This is a genomic window from Stakelama pacifica (assembly GCF_004361835.1).
In the GTDB taxonomy this organism is placed as follows: domain Bacteria; phylum Pseudomonadota; class Alphaproteobacteria; order Sphingomonadales; family Sphingomonadaceae; genus Sphingomonas; species Sphingomonas pacifica.
Window position 1 is genome coordinate 102323 of the sequence record NZ_SNWD01000009.1, and the last position, 17832, is coordinate 120154.

Consider the following 17832-nt stretch of genomic DNA (forward strand, 5'->3'; position numbering starts at 1 on the left):
GCCTCAGACCCCCGTCGTGACGTCGATCGAGTCGCCGTCTTTCAGCGTCACGATCGCTTTTTTCATGTCAGAGCGCTTGTAAGGAGCACCCTTCCACTTCTTGGTCTTGCCCTTCTGGACAATCGTGTTCACGGCCGTGACCGAAACGTTGAACAGCGCTTCGACCGCTGCCTTGATTTCGGGCTTGCTCGCATCGTTCGCCACCTTGAACACCACCGCATTGGCTTCGCTGACCAGCGTCGACTTTTCGGTGATGTGGGGCGCGACGATCACGTCGTAATGGCGGTTATCGACCGCCGCTTTTGCCGGCTTCTTAGCCATTGAAACGCGCCTCCAGCTTTTCGACCGCTGCCTTGGTCAGGATCAGCGTGTCATGCTTCAGGATGTCGTACACATTCGCGCCGACCGCCGGCAGGACGTTGACGCCCACCAGGTTACGAGCCGCTTTCGCCTCGTTCTGCTCGCCGTCGATGACCAGTGCGGTCTTGCCGATGCCGAGCTTTTCGAACTGCGCCTTGAGCGCCTGCGTCTTTTCAGCTTCGAAGCTGTCGAGAACGATCAGCGAACCGCTCTTGGCATGGCTCGAAAGCGCCATCTTGAGACCCAGTGCACGGATCTTCTTGTTGAGCGAGATCGAAAATTCGCGGGCACGGGCACCATGGGCCTTACCGCCGCCGATGAACACCGGAGCAGCGCGGTCGCCGTGACGGGCGGTACCACCACCCTTTTGACGGCCCCACTTCTTGCCGGTGCGCGCAACGTCGGAACGCTCACGGGTCGGACGCGCATAAGCGCGGCGATTCTCGAGCTGCCAGGTGACGACGCGGTGCAGAATGTCTGCACGCGGCTCAACCGCGAAAACCGCGTCGTTGAGCTCGATATCGCCGCTTGCCTTGGCGTCGAGGGTCTGAATCTTGACCTTCACTGGATCAGCCCTCCTGGCCTTCGGTCGCTTCCGCAGCAGCCGCTTCGTCAGCAGGCGTATCGGCGGGAGCGGAGTCGTTGGAATTCGCGGCCTGCTTCAGACCGGCCGGATAGGGAGCCTCGGCGTGCCGCGGAACCTTCATCGCATCCTTGACGATCAGCCACGCACCCTTGTGACCGGGCACCGAGCCCTTCACAAAGATCAGGCCACGCTCGACATCGGTCGAAACGATCTCAAGATTCTGCTGCGTGCGGTTACGGTCGCCCATGTGACCGGCCATCTTCTTGTTCTTGAAGACGCGGCCCGGATCCTGACGGTTACCGGTCGAACCATGCGAACGGTGCGACAGCGAAACGCCGTGCGACGCACGCAGACCACCGAAGCCCCAGCGCTTCATCGCACCGGCGAAACCCTTACCCTGGGTCCGACCCGATACGTCGACCAGCTGGCCCGCAACGAAATGATCGGCAGCCAGTTCGGCGCCGACATCCAGCAGACCATCTTCCTCAACGCGGAATTCGCAGAGGATCGCCTTCGGCTCGACTTCGGCCTTGGCGAACTGGCCGCGCTGCGGCTTGTTCAGATTCTTCGCCTTGGCGCTGCCCGCACCAAGCTGCACGGCCACATAGCCGTCTTTGTCCATTTCGCGACGGGCAACGACCTGAACGCCTTCAAGCGCCAGAACGGTAACCGGCACGTGCCGACCATCGTCCTGGAAAAGGCGGGTCATACCCATTTTCTTCGCGATCACGCCAGTGCGCATGATCCAGTCACTCCCATACAGAGGCACCGCGCGGGACCATTCCCATGCGGTGCGTGCCAACCCGATGCTATGAAATGCGAGCCCCCGTCCGGGCTGACGCCCGATATGCCGAAACATATCGAACATGACGGGGGACGCAGACCCGACTGCCGAAGCGGCCGGCGGTATCCCTATGTCGTGTGAGGGCGAGCCCTCGCGCTCACCGCTATCCGCGGGAGCCTGTTTTCATCGCGTCTCGCCAATTGGCCGAGTCGCGGGAAAACCGAATCTCTTTATCGTCGAGAAGGCGCGTCCTTACGCCAATTTGATCTCGACATCAACACCCGCGGCCAGATCGAGCTTCATCAGCGCATCGACGGTCTGCGGGGTCGGCTGAACGATGTCCAGCATGCGCTTATACGTGCGCACCTCGAACTGCTCACGCGACTTCTTATCGATGTGCGGGCCACGGTTAACCGTGAACTTCTCGATTCGCGTCGGCAACGGGATAGGACCACGAATAAGCGCGCCGGTACGGCGAGCAGTCTCGGCGATATCGCCGGTAGCCTGATCAAGCACGCGATGATCGAACGCCTTCAGGCGAATGCGGATATTGTTGTCCATAACCCTACCAATGCGAAAGAGCGGGGCCGCTCCCCCAACCACCCGCTCCGAAAAAGCAAACGGAACGACGGCTGAGAGGCAGCCTCTTGCTGTTCAAGTCAAAACCGAAGGCGCGCCTCTACCTGTAACCGCGGCGCCGATCAACCCCTCGACGAGAATATTCTCACCAAAATCGCAAAATGGGAGGAACGCCGATGGCGCGCGGTCCAGCACGTCACCGATTGCAGCGCGGCGATATCGGCGTAAAGTCCTGTGATGCGGTTTTTTCGAGGTTTCGGCGGTCGCCTCTATAAACACGACAGCCAGCTCGCGATCAACCTCGCGCGATCAGTGTTCGCGCGCTGGCAGGATCGAATTCTCGCGCTGGCACTGCTGGCCCTTTGTGTTGCGCTGCTGCGAAGCCGGGTGAGCGAAATGCAGCTGCCAACAAGGACATGGATCGCACTCGCAGTGGGTATCGCCCTCGGATGGTCTGCGGGGCAGCTGCTAAACGCTCGAGCGAAGTTTCATGCAAGCGATGGCGTGATCGCGAGTGATGCGCTGAACCCGAAACTTGTGCGCCACTTCCTCATCGCTTTCCACGTCGCGCCGATCGCCCTTACGATCGCGCTGGTTCTGATGGTGATGCCAGACCTCGTGCTGTTCGCGGTATCAGGCTATGGCGCGGGCGCATATCTTGCATATCGGCTCGCCGCATTCTCCCATGAAAAGAACGTCTCATTTCGCTGGTCTGCAGCCTCACCGGCAATCCGGGCGTTGTTGCGCAATCCGGTTATCGGCGCAATCGCAGGGGCGTTGCCGGTATTCGCAATCGCGCTGCAGCAGGGGCTCGAGCCTCGCGCGCTGCAAATTCTGGTGACCGCCGAAATCACTATTCTGGCACTGCTGTTCACTACGGTCGAATATCCGATCGTGGCCTTTATGCGCGTGAGCGGGAAAGCCCCTTTGTCGATCATTCTCTACCACATAAAGGGGCTGGCAGGTTTTGGCGCGGTGGTGGCTTGCCTTATATGGTTTGGCGACAGCACGGGCCTTGCCGTCACTGTCGTGGCAATCGTCCTCGCGGCCGGGTTCCTGATCGCTATTCGAATCCTGCTCTATTGCATCCATTTCAAAGCGATCGGCGACCTGCTGACAGGCCTTACAATCGCCGCGATCATGGGAGCAGTCGTCATAGCGGCACCCTTGGCGCCCGTTTTGATGGCATTGCTGGTCTGGAATCTGCATCGCCGGGCGTCGGCGCGAACGTGGCTGATAACATGACGCCTGCTGTCGACCTGCGGGGGGCTTCCGTCCTGCGCGCCGGAAATGTAGCGGTGGATAACGTCGATTTAATGGTAGCGCCGGGAACATGGTGCGGAATCATCGGCGCAAACGGATCTGGCAAGACCAGCCTGTTGCGCGCGCTTGCCGGTCGCCTCCCTTTTCAAAAAGGATCGTGCCGGATCGATGGCGAAGAACGCATCAGCGACCGGGCCGGGCGTGCCCGGCACTTCGGCTTTGCGCCACCGCCCGAAATGTTACCGGATGCGCTTCGGGTGCGCGACATATTAGCCCTTGTCGCTGGCGATGTGGATTGCGCACTGCAATCAGTGGGGCCGCTATGCGATGTTCTGGGCATATCTGATCTGCTGAGCCGCTGGATTGGCGATTGTTCGGCAGGCATGCGTCAGCGCGTCGCGGTGGCGTCCGCCTTCGCTGATGGCAAGCCGGCCATCATCCTCGATGAACCGTTTAACTGGCTTGATCCTGTGGCGCTCTTCGATCTTCGGGAGGAATTGCGGCGGCGAGTAACTCAGGGTCTCACGCTCATCACCGCATTGCATGATCTGCCTTCGATCGCGACCATGTGCCACGGTGCGATCATGATGGCCGATGGCGAAGTCGCGATGGCGCTCGACAGCGATACGCTGCGCGCCGGAGCGGCAGATACGAAACGCTTCGAGCGCCACACCATCGAAGCGCTACGTTCGAAACGCTCCTGATCGAAGGCAGGCTATCCGGGCGCGACCTACGCCGCGCTAGGCCGAACTGAATCCGGCGCATCGGAAGATACGCACGATACACGGCAGCTGAGACAATTCGGGCCTGCAACGCGCGCAGGGCAGGACGGCCCCCTGCGCTTCGGCGAATCAATCGGCGACGGTTCCCACGACTGCACCGGCGGCACCGCCGACAGCTGCGCCCTTTTCAACGTCACCACCAGATGCGGCAGCAACACCCGCGCCGCCTGCTGCGCCGATTCCGGCACCCTTCAGTGTGGCGCAACCGGCGAGCGAGGTTGCGGCGACGGCAAGGATCAGGATGTGTTTGCGCATGACGAACTCCTCTGTTTCCAACCATCTTTTAATCAAGATCGGCGCCGGAAGTTCCCGCCACGCGGAGGCGCCCACCCGCTGAGCCGGTCGGCTTACCGATATCTCCCGTCAAGCAGCGCTGTCTGGTGCGCAGGGGTACCCCATCACGCGTCACGCGCGTTACTTATGGCGCTGCCCCACCTGACAGACCTTGCACCCTGGAAACAACAAAACCCGACCTCCCCGTGGGGAAGCCGGGCCTTGTCAGTTCTTTTCTACCCTTGCGGGCGGAAAATTACTTCTGGATTTCAGCAACCACGCCGGCGCCGACCGTACGGCCGCCTTCACGGATGGTGAAGCGCTGGCCAACGTCCATAGCGATCGGTGCGATCAGCTTCACGCCGAGCGACACATTGTCGCCGGGCATGACCATCTCGGTGCCCTCGGGCAGTTCGACGGTGCCGGTGACGTCGGTCGTACGGAAGTAGAACTGCGGACGATAGTTCGCGAAGAACGGCGTGTGACGACCGCCTTCGTCCTTCGACAGGACGTACACTTCCGACTTGAACTCGGTGTGCGGGGTGATCGAACCGGGCTTCGCCAGAACCTGACCACGCTCGACATCGTCACGTGCAACGCCGCGGAGCAGCGCACCAACGTTGTCGCCGGCCTGACCCTGATCGAGCAGCTTGCGGAACATTTCGACGCCGGTGACCGTGGTCTTGCGCGTGTCGGTGATGCCGACGATTTCGACTTCTTCACCAACCTTGATGATGCCGGTCTCGACGCGGCCAGTCACAACCGTACCACGACCCGAGATCGAGAACACGTCTTCGATCGGCATCATGAACGGACGATCCAGCGGACGCTCCGGCTCAGGGATGTAGGCGTCGACCTGCTTCATCAGCTCGAGAACGGCCTTCTTGCCGATTTCCTCGTTGCTCTCTTCGAGAGCGGCCAGCGCCGAACCCTTGACGATCGGAATATCGTCGCCCGGGAATTCGTACGAGCTGAGCAGTTCGCGGATTTCGAGTTCGACGAGCTCGAGCAGCTCTTCGTCATCGACCTGGTCGACCTTGTTCATGAACACGACCATCGCGGGCACGCCGACCTGACGTGCGAGCAGGATGTGCTCGCGGGTCTGCGGCATCGGGCCGTCAGCAGCCGAAACCACCAGGATCGCGCCGTCCATCTGCGCCGCGCCGGTGATCATGTTCTTCACATAGTCAGCGTGGCCGGGGCAATCGACATGCGCATAGTGGCGCTTTTCGGTTTCATATTCGACGTGCGCGGTCGAGATGGTGATGCCGCGCTCACGCTCTTCCGGAGCCTTGTCGATGTTCGCGTAATCGGTGAACGTCGCGCCGCCGGTTTCAGCGAGAACCTTGGTGATCGCTGCGGTGAGCGAGGTCTTACCATGGTCAACGTGACCGATGGTGCCGATGTTCAGGTGCGGCTTCGACCGCTCGAACTTTGCTTTCGCCATTTTTTCCTACCTTCTGAGTCTACGCTATTTCGAATCGCCTGAAGCAGCGCGAAGCGCGCCCATAGCGAGCCTTTTTCAATTACGCCAGCTTCGCCTTCACTTCGTCGGCGACGTTCTGCGGCACTTCGTCATAATGCGAGAACTGCATCGTGTACTGCGCACGGCCCTGCGTAAACGAACGGAGCTCGTTCACATAGCCGAACATGTTGGCCAGCGGAACGTTGGCGATGACCGCCTGTGCGTTACCGCGGGTCTCCGTGCCCTGAATCTGGCCACGACGCGAGTTCATGTCGCCGATCACATCCCCAAGATAATCTTCGGGTGTGACGACTTCCACCTTCATCACCGGCTCAAGCAGCTTGATACCGGCCTTCTGGGCGGTTTCCCGCATTGCACCGCGAGCGGCGATTTCGAACGCCAGTGCCGATGAGTCGACGTCATGATATTTACCGTCGACCAGATGCACTTCGAAATCGATGATCGGAAATCCGATCAGGTGACCGCTCTCGGCCGCCTCACGCATGCCCTTTTCCACCGACGGGATATATTCGCGCGGAATGTTGCCGCCCTTGATCTCGTCGAAGAACTGATAGCCCGAACCACGCTCGCCGGGGGCGACCTTGATCTTCACCTCAGCGAACTGACCCGAACCACCCGACTGTTTCTTGTGGGTATAGGTCAGCTCGACCGGCTTGGCGAGATATTCGCGATACGCAACCTGCGGCGCACCGACATTCGCCTCGACCTTGAACTCGCGCTTCATACGATCGACGAGGATGTCGAGGTGAAGCTCGCCCATTCCCTTGATGATCGTCTGGCCCGATTCGTGATCGGTCGAAACGCGGAACGAAGGATCCTCGGCGGCCAGACGATTGAGCGCAACGCCCATCTTTTCCTGGTCGGCCTTGGTCTTCGGCTCCACCGAAAGCTCGATCACCGGCTCGGGGAATTCCATCCGCTCAAGGATGATCGGCTTGGCCGGATCGCACAGCGTATCACCGGTCGTCGTTTCCTTCAGACCCGCGATAGCGACGATGTCGCCCGCATAAGCCTCTTCGATGTCCTCACGCGAATTCGCGTGCATCAGAAGCATACGACCGACCTTTTCCTTCTTGTCCTTCACAGAGTTCAGATACGAACCCTTGGTGAGCTTGCCCGAATAGATACGGGTGAAGGTCAGCGTGCCGACGAACGGATCGTTCATGATCTTGAACGCCAGCGCCGAGAACGGCGCATCGTCGGACGACGGACGGCTGTCTTCCTCGTCGCTGTCGGGCTTGACGCCCTTAATCGCGGGAACGTCGATCGGGCTGGGCAGATAGTCGACGATCGCGTCGAGCAGCGGCTGAACGCCCTTGTTCTTGAACGCCGAACCGCAAACGACCGGAACAAATGCGTGCTCAAGTGTACCCTTACGGATCAGCTTCTTGAGCGTCGCGACGTCGGGCTCATTGCCTTCCAGATACGCTTCCATCGCGGCATCGTCCTGCTCAACGGCAAGCTCGACCAACTTTTCGCGATATTCGGCGGCTTCGTCCTTCAGCTCGTCGGGAATGTCGACATAGTTGAACTTCGCGCCCAGACCTTCCGATTCCCAGATGATGCCGCGCATCTCGACGAGATCGACCAGACCCTGAAGATTGCTCTCCATGCCGATCGGCAGATAGAGAACGGCAGGCGTCGCACCCAGACGATCGATGATCGACTGAACGCAATATTTGAAATCGGCGCCGGTACGGTCGAGCTTGTTGATGAAGCACATCCGCGGAACTTTATACTTGTCCGCCTGACGCCACACCGTTTCCGACTGCGGCTCAACGCCCGCAACGCCGTCGAAGCACGCGACCGCACCGTCGAGCACGCGCAGCGAACGCTCGACTTCAATCGTGAAGTCGACGTGGCCGGGCGTGTCGATGATGTTGATGCGATGGTCGTTCCAGAAACAGGTCGTGGCAGCCGACGTGATCGTGATGCCGCGTTCCTGCTCCTGCTCCATCCAGTCCATCGTTGCGGTGCCTTCATGCACCTCACCGATCTTGTAGGACTTGCCGGTGTAGAACAGGATACGCTCCGTCGTCGTCGTCTTGCCGGCATCGATGTGCGCCATGATGCCGATGTTGCGATACGTGTCGAGCGGTTCTTTACGAGCCATCTTGGAAAAACTCCGGTGCCGGGGAAAGCGTCCCCGGCGATCAGTTAAAAACTACCAGCGATAATGGCTGAAGGCGCGGTTCGCTTCGGCCATACGATGGGTATCTTCACGCTTTTTCACCGCATTGCCTCGATTATTGGCGGCATCCATCAGCTCGCCCGACAGGCGGGCGGCCATGGTGTGTTCACTGCGGGCGCGCGAGGCAGTGATGAGCCAGCGGATCGCGAGCGCCTGCGCACGTTCCGGGCGGACTTCGACGGGAACCTGATAGGTCGCACCGCCGACGCGGCGGCTGCGGACCTCGATGCCCGGCTTGATGTTGTTCAGCGCTTCGTGGAACACGCCCAGCGGTTCCTTCTTCGCGCGGGCCTCGACCGTGTCGAGCGCGCCGTAGACGATGCGCTCGGCAGTGGACTTCTTACCGTCCAGCATGACCGAGTTCATGAACTTGGAAAGGACGATATCTCCGAATTTCGGATCAGGCAGGATTTCCCGCTTTTCGGGACGACGACGACGAGCCATTTCTGTTTCCTTGGACTAATTCAGCTTACCCGGAACCCGTGGGGACCCCAACAAAATGCCATTTTGATGGGCGCCCCTGTCCGGCGCTTACTTTGGCTGTATTACTTCGGACGCTTCGCGCCGTATTTCGAACGCGACTGCTTGCGATCCTTCACGCCCTGCGTGTCGAGAACGCCGCGCAGCACGTGATAGCGCACGCCGGGAAGGTCGCGCACACGCCCGCCGCGGATCAGCACGACCGAGTGTTCCTGAAGATTGTGGCCTTCGCCCGGAATATAGCTGATGACTTCGCGCTGGTTCGTCAGACGAACCTTGGCGACCTTACGAAGCGCCGAGTTCGGCTTTTTCGGGGTCGTCGTATACACACGCGTGCAAACCCCGCGCTTTTGCGGGTTCTGGTCCATTGCGGGGACCTTGCTCTTGGCCTTTTGCGGCTCGCGGCCCTTACGGACCAGCTGGTTAATCGTTGGCATGAAGCCCTTCACCTTATCTTGCCGGAAAACCCGGCGGTTACTTTGCTGGAGCCCAGGTCGTGCAATACAAAAAGTCCCCGGCGGCCATATGACCCCCCGGGTCTTCGTCTCCAACAACGTTCAGCTCTTTGACTTGCAGGACAGCCGCCGGCCGGATTCGCCGATCGCACGGTTCTGCAGGACGCGGGCGCCTATAGCCATGTGCACGAAAAGCGTCAATGCCCGGCGCAGTGCATGAATGGGTGGCGCGAGGGCTTATCTGGCGATGGCGAGGGGATTCGTCAAGCCGCGGGAGATGCGCAACGTCTTAACCAGCTTCCTGTCATGCGCGTGCAGCGCTTTTATGCTACGCACCGGTGATATTGGGATTGATAGTCAGGGGGAGCCAGGAATGTTCGGGAAAAACAATGATAGCCGACCTGCCGTGTCGCAGGCACCGGCGGGAAGGCGCGGCATGTTTTCGGTCCTCGCCGCCGATCTGACGATTCGGGGAAATATCGAATCGGCGACGGAACTGCATATTGAGGGCCGGGTCGAGGGCGATGTGGAATGCAGCTCGCTCACGCAGGGCAAGGAAAGCCGGATCGTCGGCAATCTTAGCGTGGACACGGCCCGGCTCGGCGGCACGGTCGAGGGCGGAGTGAAGGCACGGCAGCTGGTGGTCGAACCCAGCGCGCGGATCACCGGCGATGTCGAATATGAATCGATTGCGATCGAAACCGGCGGTCAGGTCGATGGTCAGCTGAAACATGTCAGCGCTGCCGAAGCGGAAAAGGCAACGGCGCCGAAGACCGGCGATAGCGGCGAGGATAATGTCCGCTTCATGACGAAGCTCGGCGAGGCAGGGTGATTCGCCGCCGCATCTGAACCGAACAAAAAGGGCGGCGGGATCATTCCCGGCCGCCCTTTCCATATCAGATATGCAGCGCCTTGCCGTATGCGCCGAGCACGCTTTCGTGCATCATCTCCGACAGGGTCGGATGCGGGAAGACGGTTTCCATCAACTCCGCTTCCGTCGTTTCCAGCTGACGTGCAGCGACATAGCCCTGAATCAGCTCGGTGACTTCGGCGCCGATCATGTGCGCGCCCAGCAATTCGCCGGTCTTTTCGTCGAACACCGTCTTGATGAAGCCGTCGGCCTCACCCAGCGCGATTGCCTTGCCGTTACCGATGAACGGGAATTTGCCGACCTTCACCTTATGCCCGGCTTCCTTCGCCTTGGCTTCGGTCAGGCCGACGCTCGCGACCTGCGGACGCGAATAGGTGCAGCCCGGAATATTCCACGTCTCAAACGGATGCGGTTTCTTGCCAGCAATTGCTTCGACACAGACCACGCCTTCATGGCTCGCCTTGTGCGCCAGCCAGGGCGGACCGGTGACGTCGCCGATCGCATAGATGCCATCGACATTGGTGCGCGCATAGCCGTCGGTGACGATATGGCCACGATCGGTTTTGATGCCGAGTTCTTCCAGCCCGATATTCTCGGTATTGGGGACGATACCGATCGCCACGATCACATGGCTATATTCCTCGGTAACGCTCTTGCCGTCCTTGCCCTTGATCGTCGCCTTGACCGACTTCGCGCCGGGTTCCAGCTTTTCGACGCCGGCGCCGGTCATGATCTTCATGCCCTGCTTTTGCAGCGTCTTATCCATATGGGCGGAGATTTCTTCATCCTCGACCGGCAGGACGCGCGGCAGCATCTCGACGATGGTCACATCGGCGCCCATGTCGGAATAGAAGCTGGCAAATTCGACGCCGATCGCGCCCGACCCGATGACGAGCAGCTTGGTCGGCATTTCTTCGGGCACCATCGCATGGCGATAGGTCCAGATGCGCTTCCCATCCGCCTTCGCAAAGGGAAGGTCGCGCGCCCGTGCGCCGGTCGCAACGATGATGTGCTTCGCCTGCAGATCGACCGTTTTATCGCCCTGCGTGACCTGCAGTTTGCCCTTGCCGACCAGCTTGCCGACGCCTTCATGCACGGCAACCTTGTTCTTCTTCATCAGGCCTTTGACGCCTGCATTGAGCTGGCCCGACACCTTGCGGCTGCGCTCCACCACCTTGGTCAGGTCAAACCCGATATTGTCGGCCTTCAGCCCGTAATCGGCTGCGTGGCTCATATAATGATAGATTTCCGAGGTGCGCAGCAGCGCCTTGGTCGGGATACAGCCCCAGTTGAGGCAGATACCGCCCAGCCGCTCACGCTCGACAATGGCCACTTTCATGCCAAGCTGGCTCGCGCGGATCGCGGCGACATAGCCGCCCGGCCCCGAACCCAGAACGATAAGATCGTATGATTCAGCCATTTACAGTTCCTTGGGGAGATTGGATGTTTCGAGTTCAACCGCGCGCGGTTTGCCCTGTTCGTCGATCGCGACGAAGACGAAGCTCGCCTGAGTGACTTTCTCATGGCTTTCGCCAAAGCGGCCACGCCGCCATGCCTCAACCTCGATCGTCATCGACGTCCGCCCGGTCTTCACGATTTCGGCAAAAACGCTGACTTCATCGCCGACATAGACAGGGTGATGAAACTGCATGCTGTCCACAGCCGCAGTCACTGCCCTGCCCTTCGAATGGCGCGATGCGACCAGCCCGGCGGCCATGTCCATCTGACCCATCAGCCAGCCGCCGAAAATATCGCCATAGGGATTGGTATCGGCGGGCTGGGTGGTCACCCGGATCGCCGGTTCGCGCGCGGGCGGATGCGGTTCAGTCATGGTTTTCTCCGGCAAGAGCGGCCCGGTCCGCACGCCATGCGCGAAGCACCGAACCGGCCCCCATGGCGACGACGACGATCATCGACGCCACCGTCACCATCCAGATATCGTGCGCGCCCAGCGGATAGGACCAGGCCGACAACCGGCCGAGCAGCAGCGCGGCAAGAACGCCCGCCACCACATACAGCACTTCGATCAGAACGCGCATCCGCGTTGCCTTATGCAATCATGCCGAGCGGCGATTCGACCAGTTCCTTGAACAGCTTCAGCATTGCTGCACCGTCGGCACCATCGATTGCGCGATGGTCGAAACTGCCCGTGGCGCTCATCATCGTCGCGATCTGCAGCGAATCGTCGATCACATGCGGACGCTTTTCGCCCGCACCGACCGCCAGGATCATGCCCTGCGGCGGATTGATGACTGCCTCGAACTGCTTGATGCCGAACATGCCCATGTTCGAAAGCGATGCGGTACCGCCCTGATATTCCTCAGGCTTCAGCTTGTTTTCCTTGGCGCGGCCGGCAAGCTCCTTCATCTCGGTCGAAATCGCCGAGAGGCTCTTCTTCGCGGCATCGCGAATGATCGGCGTGATCAGCCCCGAAGGCGTGGACACCGCAACCGACACATCGGCGCGGGCATATTTGATCAGCTTGTCACCGGCATAGGTAACGTTGCATTTCGGGCTGGCTTCCAGCGCGACGCCAAGCGCCTTGATCAGCATGTCGTTCACCGACAGCTTGATGCCGCGCGATTCAAGGCCGGCATTGATCTGGCTACGCAGCTTGAGCAGCGCATCGAGGCGAATATCCACCGTCAGATAGATATGCGGAACCGTCTGCTTCGCTTCGGTCAGGCGGCGCGCAATCGTCTTGCGGATGTTGGAGAGCTTCTCTTCCTCATGCGGAATCGAATCGTCATACCAAACGGCCTTCGCTTCGCCTGCGGGTGCCTGTCCCGCTGCCTGCGGGGCAGTTTCAGCGGCAGGCGCGGATTTCGCGCCCGGCTTCGCACCTTCGACATCCGCCTTCACGATCCGCCCGTTCGGGCCGGAACCCGAAACGCCCGAAAGGTCGACGCCCTTGTCCTTTGCAATGCGGCGGGCAAGCGGGCTTGCCTTGATACGCTTGCCATCTTCGGTGGGAGCAGGTCCGGCCTTCGTCACCGACGCATCGGCAGGCTTTCCATGATCTTCCGCCTGCGCGGTATCGCGGTCAGCGGATTTCGCCTCACCACCCGTTTTGTTCGGATCGGCGGGGTTCGGCTTGCCCTCGTCATTCTTCGCCTTGGGCGTTTCGGCCTTGTCCGAACCGGAGGGCGCGCTGACGCTGGAAACGTCCTCACCCTCTTCGGCCAGCATCGCGATGACCGAGCCGACCTTCACGTTATCGGTGCCTTCCGCAACGGTAATCTTTGCGATGGTGCCGGGATCAACCGCCTCGAACTCCATCGTCGCCTTGTCGGTTTCGATTTCGGCAAGCAGATCGCCCGCCTCTACCGTGTCGCCTTCTTTAACCAGCCATTTGGCCAATGTGCCTTCCTCCATCGTCGGAGAAAGTGCGGGCATCTTGATTTCGATCGCCATGAAATGTCCTGAAGCGTGATTCCCGGGGATTGCCCCTCTAATTCCCTCCACGCGGTGCGCGGTCAAGCCCAACCACTTGCACAAAGCGGTTTGCTGGGTCAGGGAACGCTGGTCGGGAGAAACTTATCCATGCGTACCTATCTGGTCGTGATCGATGAAAGCAGGGAGTCGGAAATCGCGATGCGATTCGCCGCGCGCCGCGCCGTAAAGACCGGTGGCGGCATCGAAATCCTCGCTTTGCTGCCCACCCCCGAATTCGTCCAGTGGGGCGGCGTGATGGCGACCATGGAGGAGGAAGCGCGGCAGCGCGCCGAGGCGCTGGTGGCGGGTGCTGCGGGCACGTTGCTCGAAGAATCCGGCCTGAAACCATCGATTAACGTCGCCAAGGGCGATGGGGCGAAGATCGTGCGGGAGATGATCGCCGCCAATCCGGACATCGCCGCGCTGGTGCTCGGCGCTGCGCCCGACGGCGCGCCGGGGCCGCTCGTCACCCATTTCGCCGGCGTCGATGCGGGCAAGCTTCCGGTGCCGGTGATGATCATTCCGGGCAATCTCGACCGGGAGGCGATCGACCGGCTGAGCTGATCGCGGCAACGCCTTACGCATTGTAACACCCGTCTTTTCCCGGCAGGTTCGCGCGATGCGATTTTTTATTCCTGCCCTCGCCCTGATTACCGCCGCGCTTTCGGCACCGGTCAGCGCCGCCCCGACCAGCCGCGAATCGCCCGACCCTGCCCGGCTGCGCGCCAGCGTCGCGGCGCTGGTCGGCTTCGGCACGCGCCACACCCTTTCCGCGCCCGACGATCCGAAGCGCGGCATCGGCGCAGCGCGCCGCTGGGCGGGAACTGAGCTTACCCGAATCAGCGATTCGTGCGGCGGGTGCATCACCGTGGCCAATATCGGGCGCGGCTTTACCGGCGAGCGTGCGCCCGATGGCGTACAGGTCGTCGATGTGCTCGGCTTTCAGAACGGCCGCGATCCCAAACGGATGGTCATCGTGATGGGCCATATCGATTCGCGCGTCAGCGATGTGATGGACGCGGTCAGCGACGCCCCCGGCGCGAATGACGATGCCTCCGGCGTTGCGCTGGTGCTGGAAGCGGCACGCATCCTGTCGAAAGAGAGGTTCGACGCAAGCATCCTCTATGCGATCACCTCGGGCGAGGAACAGGGCCTGTGGGGCGCGACATTGCTCGCCGATACCGCGAAGGAAAAGGGCTGGGACGTCGTCGCTGTCCTCAACAACGACATTGTCGGCAATACGGTGGGGCAGAATGGCGTGAAGGTCGATGACCGGGTGCGCGTATTTTCCGAAGGCATTCGCGCATCGGAAGACCTGCCACAGCAAATGGCGCGCCGGGCCGATGGCGGAGAGGATGACGGCCCCAGCCGCGCGCTGGCCAAGGCGGTGGACCATATCGCTGACACGCTGCCCGGCGGCCTTGACGTCACGATGATTCGCAGGCCGGACCGGTTCGGGCGCGGCGGCGATCATTCGCCTTTCCTCGCGCTCGGCTATCCGGCGGTGCGATTTTCGGTGGGGGCCGAAAATTACGACCAGCAGCATCAGGATCTGCGCACCGAAAACGGCACAGAATATGGCGATACGATCGACAAGATGGACTTTCCCTATCTGGCGAAGGTCACGGCGATCAACGTCGCGACGATCGCGCGGCTCGCCGCCGCGCCCCCTGCCCCGGCTGAGGTCACGCTGAGGGGGGCGCTGGCCACCGATACCACCGTGTCATGGGAGCCGGTCGCCGGTGCGGCGGGCTATCGCGTGTACTGGCGGCCCACCGACCGGAGCGATTGGACCGACCACGTCGATGTGGCTGCCGATGCGACCAGCCATGTGCTGAAGGACGTAGTGGTCGACAACCATTTCGCCGGTGTCGCCGCGTTGTCGTCCTCGGGCGCCGAGAGCCTCGTTACCTTTGGCGGGCGCGAGCGGCGCTGATCAGGCGAGCCGGGGCGCCAGGATCCGCATCAGCGCTTCGCACCCGGCCGCATCGCCTGCGTCAAACCGCGCCGCCTTAGGACTGTCGAGGTCGAGCACGCCGATCAGCTCGCCCTGCGATACGATCGGGACGACCAGTTCGGACCGGCTCTCGGCATCGCAGGCGATATGGCCCGGAAAGGCATGAACGTCCTCGACCAGCTGCGTCTCGCGGGTTTCAGCGGCCGTGCCGCACACGCCGCTGCCAACCGCGATCCGGATACAGGCGGGCTTGCCCTGAAACGGACCGAGCACCAGCTCGCCGCCGACCATTCGGTAAAATCCCGCCCAGTTGAGGTCGGGCAGATATTGCCAGATCAGCGCCGCCACATTTGCCATATTGGCGATGGCATCGGGCTCATCGGCAGTCAGTGCATCCAGCGCGCTGGTCAGATCGCGATAAAGTTCGGCCTTGGTACCGTCCGCGACTTCAAATTCGTACATCGTCCGCCTTCTCAATCCATTTGCACGCGGCCGCGTGCCTGTTTCACTTTTGCGCGCGCCTTTTTTGTATCGACGCGTTTCGCTTTCGCGCTGCGGCTCGGCTTGGTCTTGATCCGCCGTGCATCGCGCTGGTGCGCCTCAGCGATCATCTCGATCAGGCGGCGGCGGGCGTCGTCGCGATTGGCCTCCTGCGTGCGGAATTTGCGCGCGGTGATGACCAGTTCGCCGCTCTGGTTCAACCGCGTCCCCGCAAGCTGTTTCAGCTTATGATAGGCAAAAGGCGGCAGCCCCAGCCGATAGACATCGATGCGAAGCTGCACCGCCGTCGCGACCTTGTTGACATTCTGCCCGCCCGGCCCCGACGACGCGATAAACCGCTCATCAACGATCGCATCGTCGGGAATCGCGAAATCAGCCACGATCGAACCCGGCTTCGGCAAAGCGTTCCGGCCAGGGCGCTTCGGCGATCACATCATTTTTCCCTGCGCGCGGCATAACCAGCGAGACGGCGTGCAACATCATCGCCGGACCGCCAGCGCCATAGACGGGATCGCCCATGATCGGGATGCCCATCCCTTCGGCGGCATGAACGCGAATCTGATGCGTGCGACCGGTTTCGGGATAAAAGGATACCAAAGCGCGATGCGCCTGCCGCTCCAGCACTTTCCAGCGCGTCCGGGCAGCCTTGCCCTTCGGATCGCCGCGCATCCGCCAGCCATTGGCCGCACTCGACGTCTTGGACAGCGCAAGGTCTACCGTCCCCGAATCCTCTTCGGGCACGCCGTCCAGAATCGCGAAATAGCGCTTCGTTACCTCACCCGCCTCGAACGCCTGATGAAAGCGTTTATGCGCTTTGGGATTGCGCGACAGCAGCAGACAGCCCGACGTATCGCGGTCGATGCGATGGACGATTTGCGGCAGGCGCTGAAAGCCGAAGGTCAGATCCTCCAGCATCGATTCGGCGCTGGGGCTCCCGTCGCGCGGCCGATCGACCGCCAGCCCGGCGGGCTTGTCGATCACGATAGCCTCGCCATCGATGAACAGGACGCGGTCTTCAAGCATAGTGGCGGCGCAAAGCGGAATGTTTCATGGCTGCGCACATAAGAAAGGCGGGCGGCAAACGCCACCCGCCCTTCTTCATCCCGTCGCTGAAATCAGCTGGCGAGCTTCGCCGCAGTTTCCGCGATCCGGCGACCCTGATAGCGGGCACCGTCCAGATCGGTCTTGCTCGGCTGACGGCTGCCGTCGCCGGCTGCGATCGTCGTGGCGCCATAGGGCGATCCGCCCTTTACTTCGTCCACGCCCATCTGGTCCTGAAAGCCGTAATCGAGGCCGACCACGACCATGCCGAAATGCAGCAGGTTGGTGATCATCGAAAACAGCGTCGTTTCCTGACCACCATGCTGGCTCGCCGTCGAGGTGAAAGCACCGCCGACCTTGCCGTTGAGCGCACCCTTCATCCACAGGCCGCCTGCTTTATCTAGGAACGCAGCCATCTGGCTCGGCATACGGCCGAAGCGAGTCGGCGCGCCGAGAATGATCGCATCATAATCGGCGAGTGCATTCGGGTCCTGCAACACGCCATGTTCATATTCGGTGCGGAAGCCGGCGGCCTGCACCACTTCGTCCGGCGCGGTTTCGGGAACCCGCAGCACATCGACGTCAGCGCCCGCACCGCGCGCGCCCTCGGCAACTGCATCGGCCATCTGCTCGACATGGCCGTAGGACGAATAATAAAGAACAAGAACCCTGGTCATTGCAAACAACTCCCATTTCAAAAGCGATGCGGAAAGCGCGCATCCGGCGCCGCACAAACATTGTCTGATCCCCAGATAGGGCGCATGGTCGGCAGGTAAACGGAAACGTTG

22 protein-coding genes are annotated in these 17832 nt (G+C 61.3%); 5 read left to right on the forward strand and 17 right to left on the reverse strand.

Annotated features, from left to right (window positions below):
- Positions 1-3 precede the first annotated feature (3 nt).
- The 4 genes from EV664_RS13190 to rpsJ all read right to left on the reverse strand — a co-directional run bounded on the left by EV664_RS13190 (position 4) and on the right by rpsJ (position 2291).
- Positions 4-321, reverse strand: a complete 318-nt coding sequence (locus EV664_RS13190; protein ID WP_133496194.1) for a 50S ribosomal protein L23 — start codon at positions 319-321, stop codon at positions 4-6.
- A complete protein-coding gene (gene rplD, locus EV664_RS13195; protein ID WP_133496195.1) occupies positions 314-925 on the reverse strand; it encodes a 50S ribosomal protein L4 in 612 nt (203 codons plus the stop codon). The genes EV664_RS13190 and rplD overlap by 8 nt, the downstream gene beginning before the upstream one ends.
- Before the next feature lie 4 nt (positions 926-929).
- Positions 930-1688, reverse strand: coding sequence for a 50S ribosomal protein L3 (gene rplC / locus EV664_RS13200; RefSeq protein ID WP_133496196.1), 759 nt, complete (start codon positions 1686-1688; stop codon positions 930-932).
- Positions 1689-1982: 294 nt separating this feature from the next.
- Positions 1983-2291, reverse strand: a complete 309-nt coding sequence (gene rpsJ / locus EV664_RS13205) for a 30S ribosomal protein S10 (RefSeq protein WP_133496197.1) — start codon at positions 2289-2291, stop codon at positions 1983-1985.
- A 255-nt stretch (positions 2292-2546) separates the two neighbouring features.
- On the opposite strand from rpsJ, the gene EV664_RS13210 reads away from it, so the two are divergent.
- Together EV664_RS13210 and EV664_RS13215 are read left to right on the forward strand one after the other, a co-directional pair.
- Positions 2547-3554 (forward strand): hypothetical protein, encoded by a 1008-nt coding sequence (locus tag EV664_RS13210; RefSeq protein ID WP_133496198.1) that lies wholly within the window; start codon positions 2547-2549, stop codon positions 3552-3554.
- Positions 3555-3607: 53 nt separating this feature from the next.
- On the forward strand, positions 3608-4276 hold the full coding sequence (locus EV664_RS13215) for an ATP-binding cassette domain-containing protein (RefSeq protein WP_244923135.1): 669 nt from the start codon (positions 3608-3610) through the stop codon (positions 4274-4276).
- A gap of 147 nt (positions 4277-4423) precedes the next feature.
- Here the strand turns inward: EV664_RS13215 and EV664_RS13220 are convergent, their stop codons facing one another.
- The 5 genes from EV664_RS13220 to rpsL form a co-directional block, all read right to left on the reverse strand.
- Positions 4424-4609, reverse strand: coding sequence for a hypothetical protein (locus EV664_RS13220; RefSeq protein ID WP_133496200.1), 186 nt, complete (start codon positions 4607-4609; stop codon positions 4424-4426).
- A 274-nt stretch (positions 4610-4883) separates the two neighbouring features.
- Positions 4884-6074: an elongation factor Tu gene (gene tuf, locus EV664_RS13225; RefSeq protein ID WP_133496201.1), complete on the reverse strand. Its 1191-nt coding sequence runs from the start codon at positions 6072-6074 to the stop codon at positions 4884-4886.
- Positions 6075-6153: 79 nt separating this feature from the next.
- Complete coding sequence (fusA, locus tag EV664_RS13230) at positions 6154-8226, reverse strand: elongation factor G (protein WP_133496202.1); 2073 nt, start codon at positions 8224-8226, stop codon at positions 6154-6156.
- Positions 8227-8277: 51 nt separating this feature from the next.
- Positions 8278-8748, reverse strand: coding sequence for a 30S ribosomal protein S7 (gene rpsG, locus EV664_RS13235; RefSeq protein WP_133496203.1), 471 nt, complete (start codon positions 8746-8748; stop codon positions 8278-8280).
- 101 nt (positions 8749-8849) lie between these two features.
- Positions 8850-9221, reverse strand: coding sequence for a 30S ribosomal protein S12 (gene rpsL, locus EV664_RS13240; protein WP_133496204.1), 372 nt, complete (start codon positions 9219-9221; stop codon positions 8850-8852).
- Between the two features lie 391 nt (positions 9222-9612).
- Between rpsL and EV664_RS13245 the strand changes: the two genes are divergently transcribed.
- Entirely contained in the window at positions 9613-10071 is a 459-nt protein-coding gene (locus tag EV664_RS13245; RefSeq protein ID WP_229668261.1) for a bactofilin family protein, read from the forward strand.
- 64 nt (positions 10072-10135) lie between these two features.
- Here EV664_RS13245 and lpdA read toward each other — a convergent pair whose 3' ends face one another.
- From lpdA to EV664_RS13265, 4 genes are read right to left on the reverse strand one after another with little or no spacing between them, the layout of a single operon-like run.
- Positions 10136-11530: a dihydrolipoyl dehydrogenase gene (gene lpdA, locus EV664_RS13250; protein ID WP_133496205.1), complete on the reverse strand. Its 1395-nt coding sequence runs from the start codon at positions 11528-11530 to the stop codon at positions 10136-10138.
- Positions 11531-11941, reverse strand: coding sequence for an acyl-CoA thioesterase (locus EV664_RS13255; protein ID WP_133496206.1), 411 nt, complete (start codon positions 11939-11941; stop codon positions 11531-11533).
- Positions 11934-12149 carry a hypothetical protein gene (locus tag EV664_RS13260; RefSeq protein WP_133496207.1) on the reverse strand — a complete coding sequence of 72 codons (216 nt, stop codon included), beginning with the start codon at positions 12147-12149 and terminating at the stop codon, positions 11934-11936. The genes EV664_RS13255 and EV664_RS13260 overlap by 8 nt, the downstream gene beginning before the upstream one ends.
- 10 nt (positions 12150-12159) lie before the next feature.
- Positions 12160-13524 (reverse strand): pyruvate dehydrogenase complex dihydrolipoamide acetyltransferase, encoded by a 1365-nt coding sequence (locus EV664_RS13265; RefSeq protein ID WP_133496208.1) that lies wholly within the window; start codon positions 13522-13524, stop codon positions 12160-12162.
- A gap of 129 nt (positions 13525-13653) precedes the next feature.
- Between EV664_RS13265 and EV664_RS13270 the strand changes: the two genes are divergently transcribed.
- Together EV664_RS13270 and EV664_RS13275 are read left to right on the forward strand one after the other, a co-directional pair.
- Positions 13654-14109 carry a universal stress protein gene (locus EV664_RS13270; RefSeq protein ID WP_133496209.1) on the forward strand — a complete coding sequence of 152 codons (456 nt, stop codon included), beginning with the start codon at positions 13654-13656 and terminating at the stop codon, positions 14107-14109.
- A gap of 55 nt (positions 14110-14164) precedes the next feature.
- The gene (locus tag EV664_RS13275; protein WP_133496210.1) at positions 14165-15481 is read left to right on the forward strand and encodes a M28 family metallopeptidase; all 1317 of its coding nucleotides are present in this window, start codon (positions 14165-14167) and stop codon (positions 15479-15481) included.
- On the opposite strand, the gene EV664_RS13280 is transcribed toward EV664_RS13275, so the two are convergent.
- The 4 genes from EV664_RS13280 to wrbA form a co-directional block, all read right to left on the reverse strand.
- Positions 15482-15964: a GAF domain-containing protein gene (locus EV664_RS13280; RefSeq protein WP_133496211.1), complete on the reverse strand. Its 483-nt coding sequence runs from the start codon at positions 15962-15964 to the stop codon at positions 15482-15484.
- An 11-nt stretch (positions 15965-15975) separates the two neighbouring features.
- Complete coding sequence (gene arfB, locus EV664_RS13285; protein ID WP_133496212.1) at positions 15976-16383, reverse strand: alternative ribosome rescue aminoacyl-tRNA hydrolase ArfB; 408 nt, start codon at positions 16381-16383, stop codon at positions 15976-15978.
- Positions 16376-17026, reverse strand: a complete 651-nt coding sequence (locus EV664_RS13290) for an RluA family pseudouridine synthase (RefSeq protein WP_133496213.1) — start codon at positions 17024-17026, stop codon at positions 16376-16378. Before EV664_RS13290 ends, arfB begins: the two co-directional genes overlap by 8 nt.
- A 92-nt stretch (positions 17027-17118) precedes the next feature.
- A complete protein-coding gene (gene wrbA / locus EV664_RS13295; protein WP_133496214.1) occupies positions 17119-17721 on the reverse strand; it encodes an NAD(P)H:quinone oxidoreductase in 603 nt (200 codons plus the stop codon).
- Between the last annotated feature and the right edge of the window lie 111 nt (positions 17722-17832).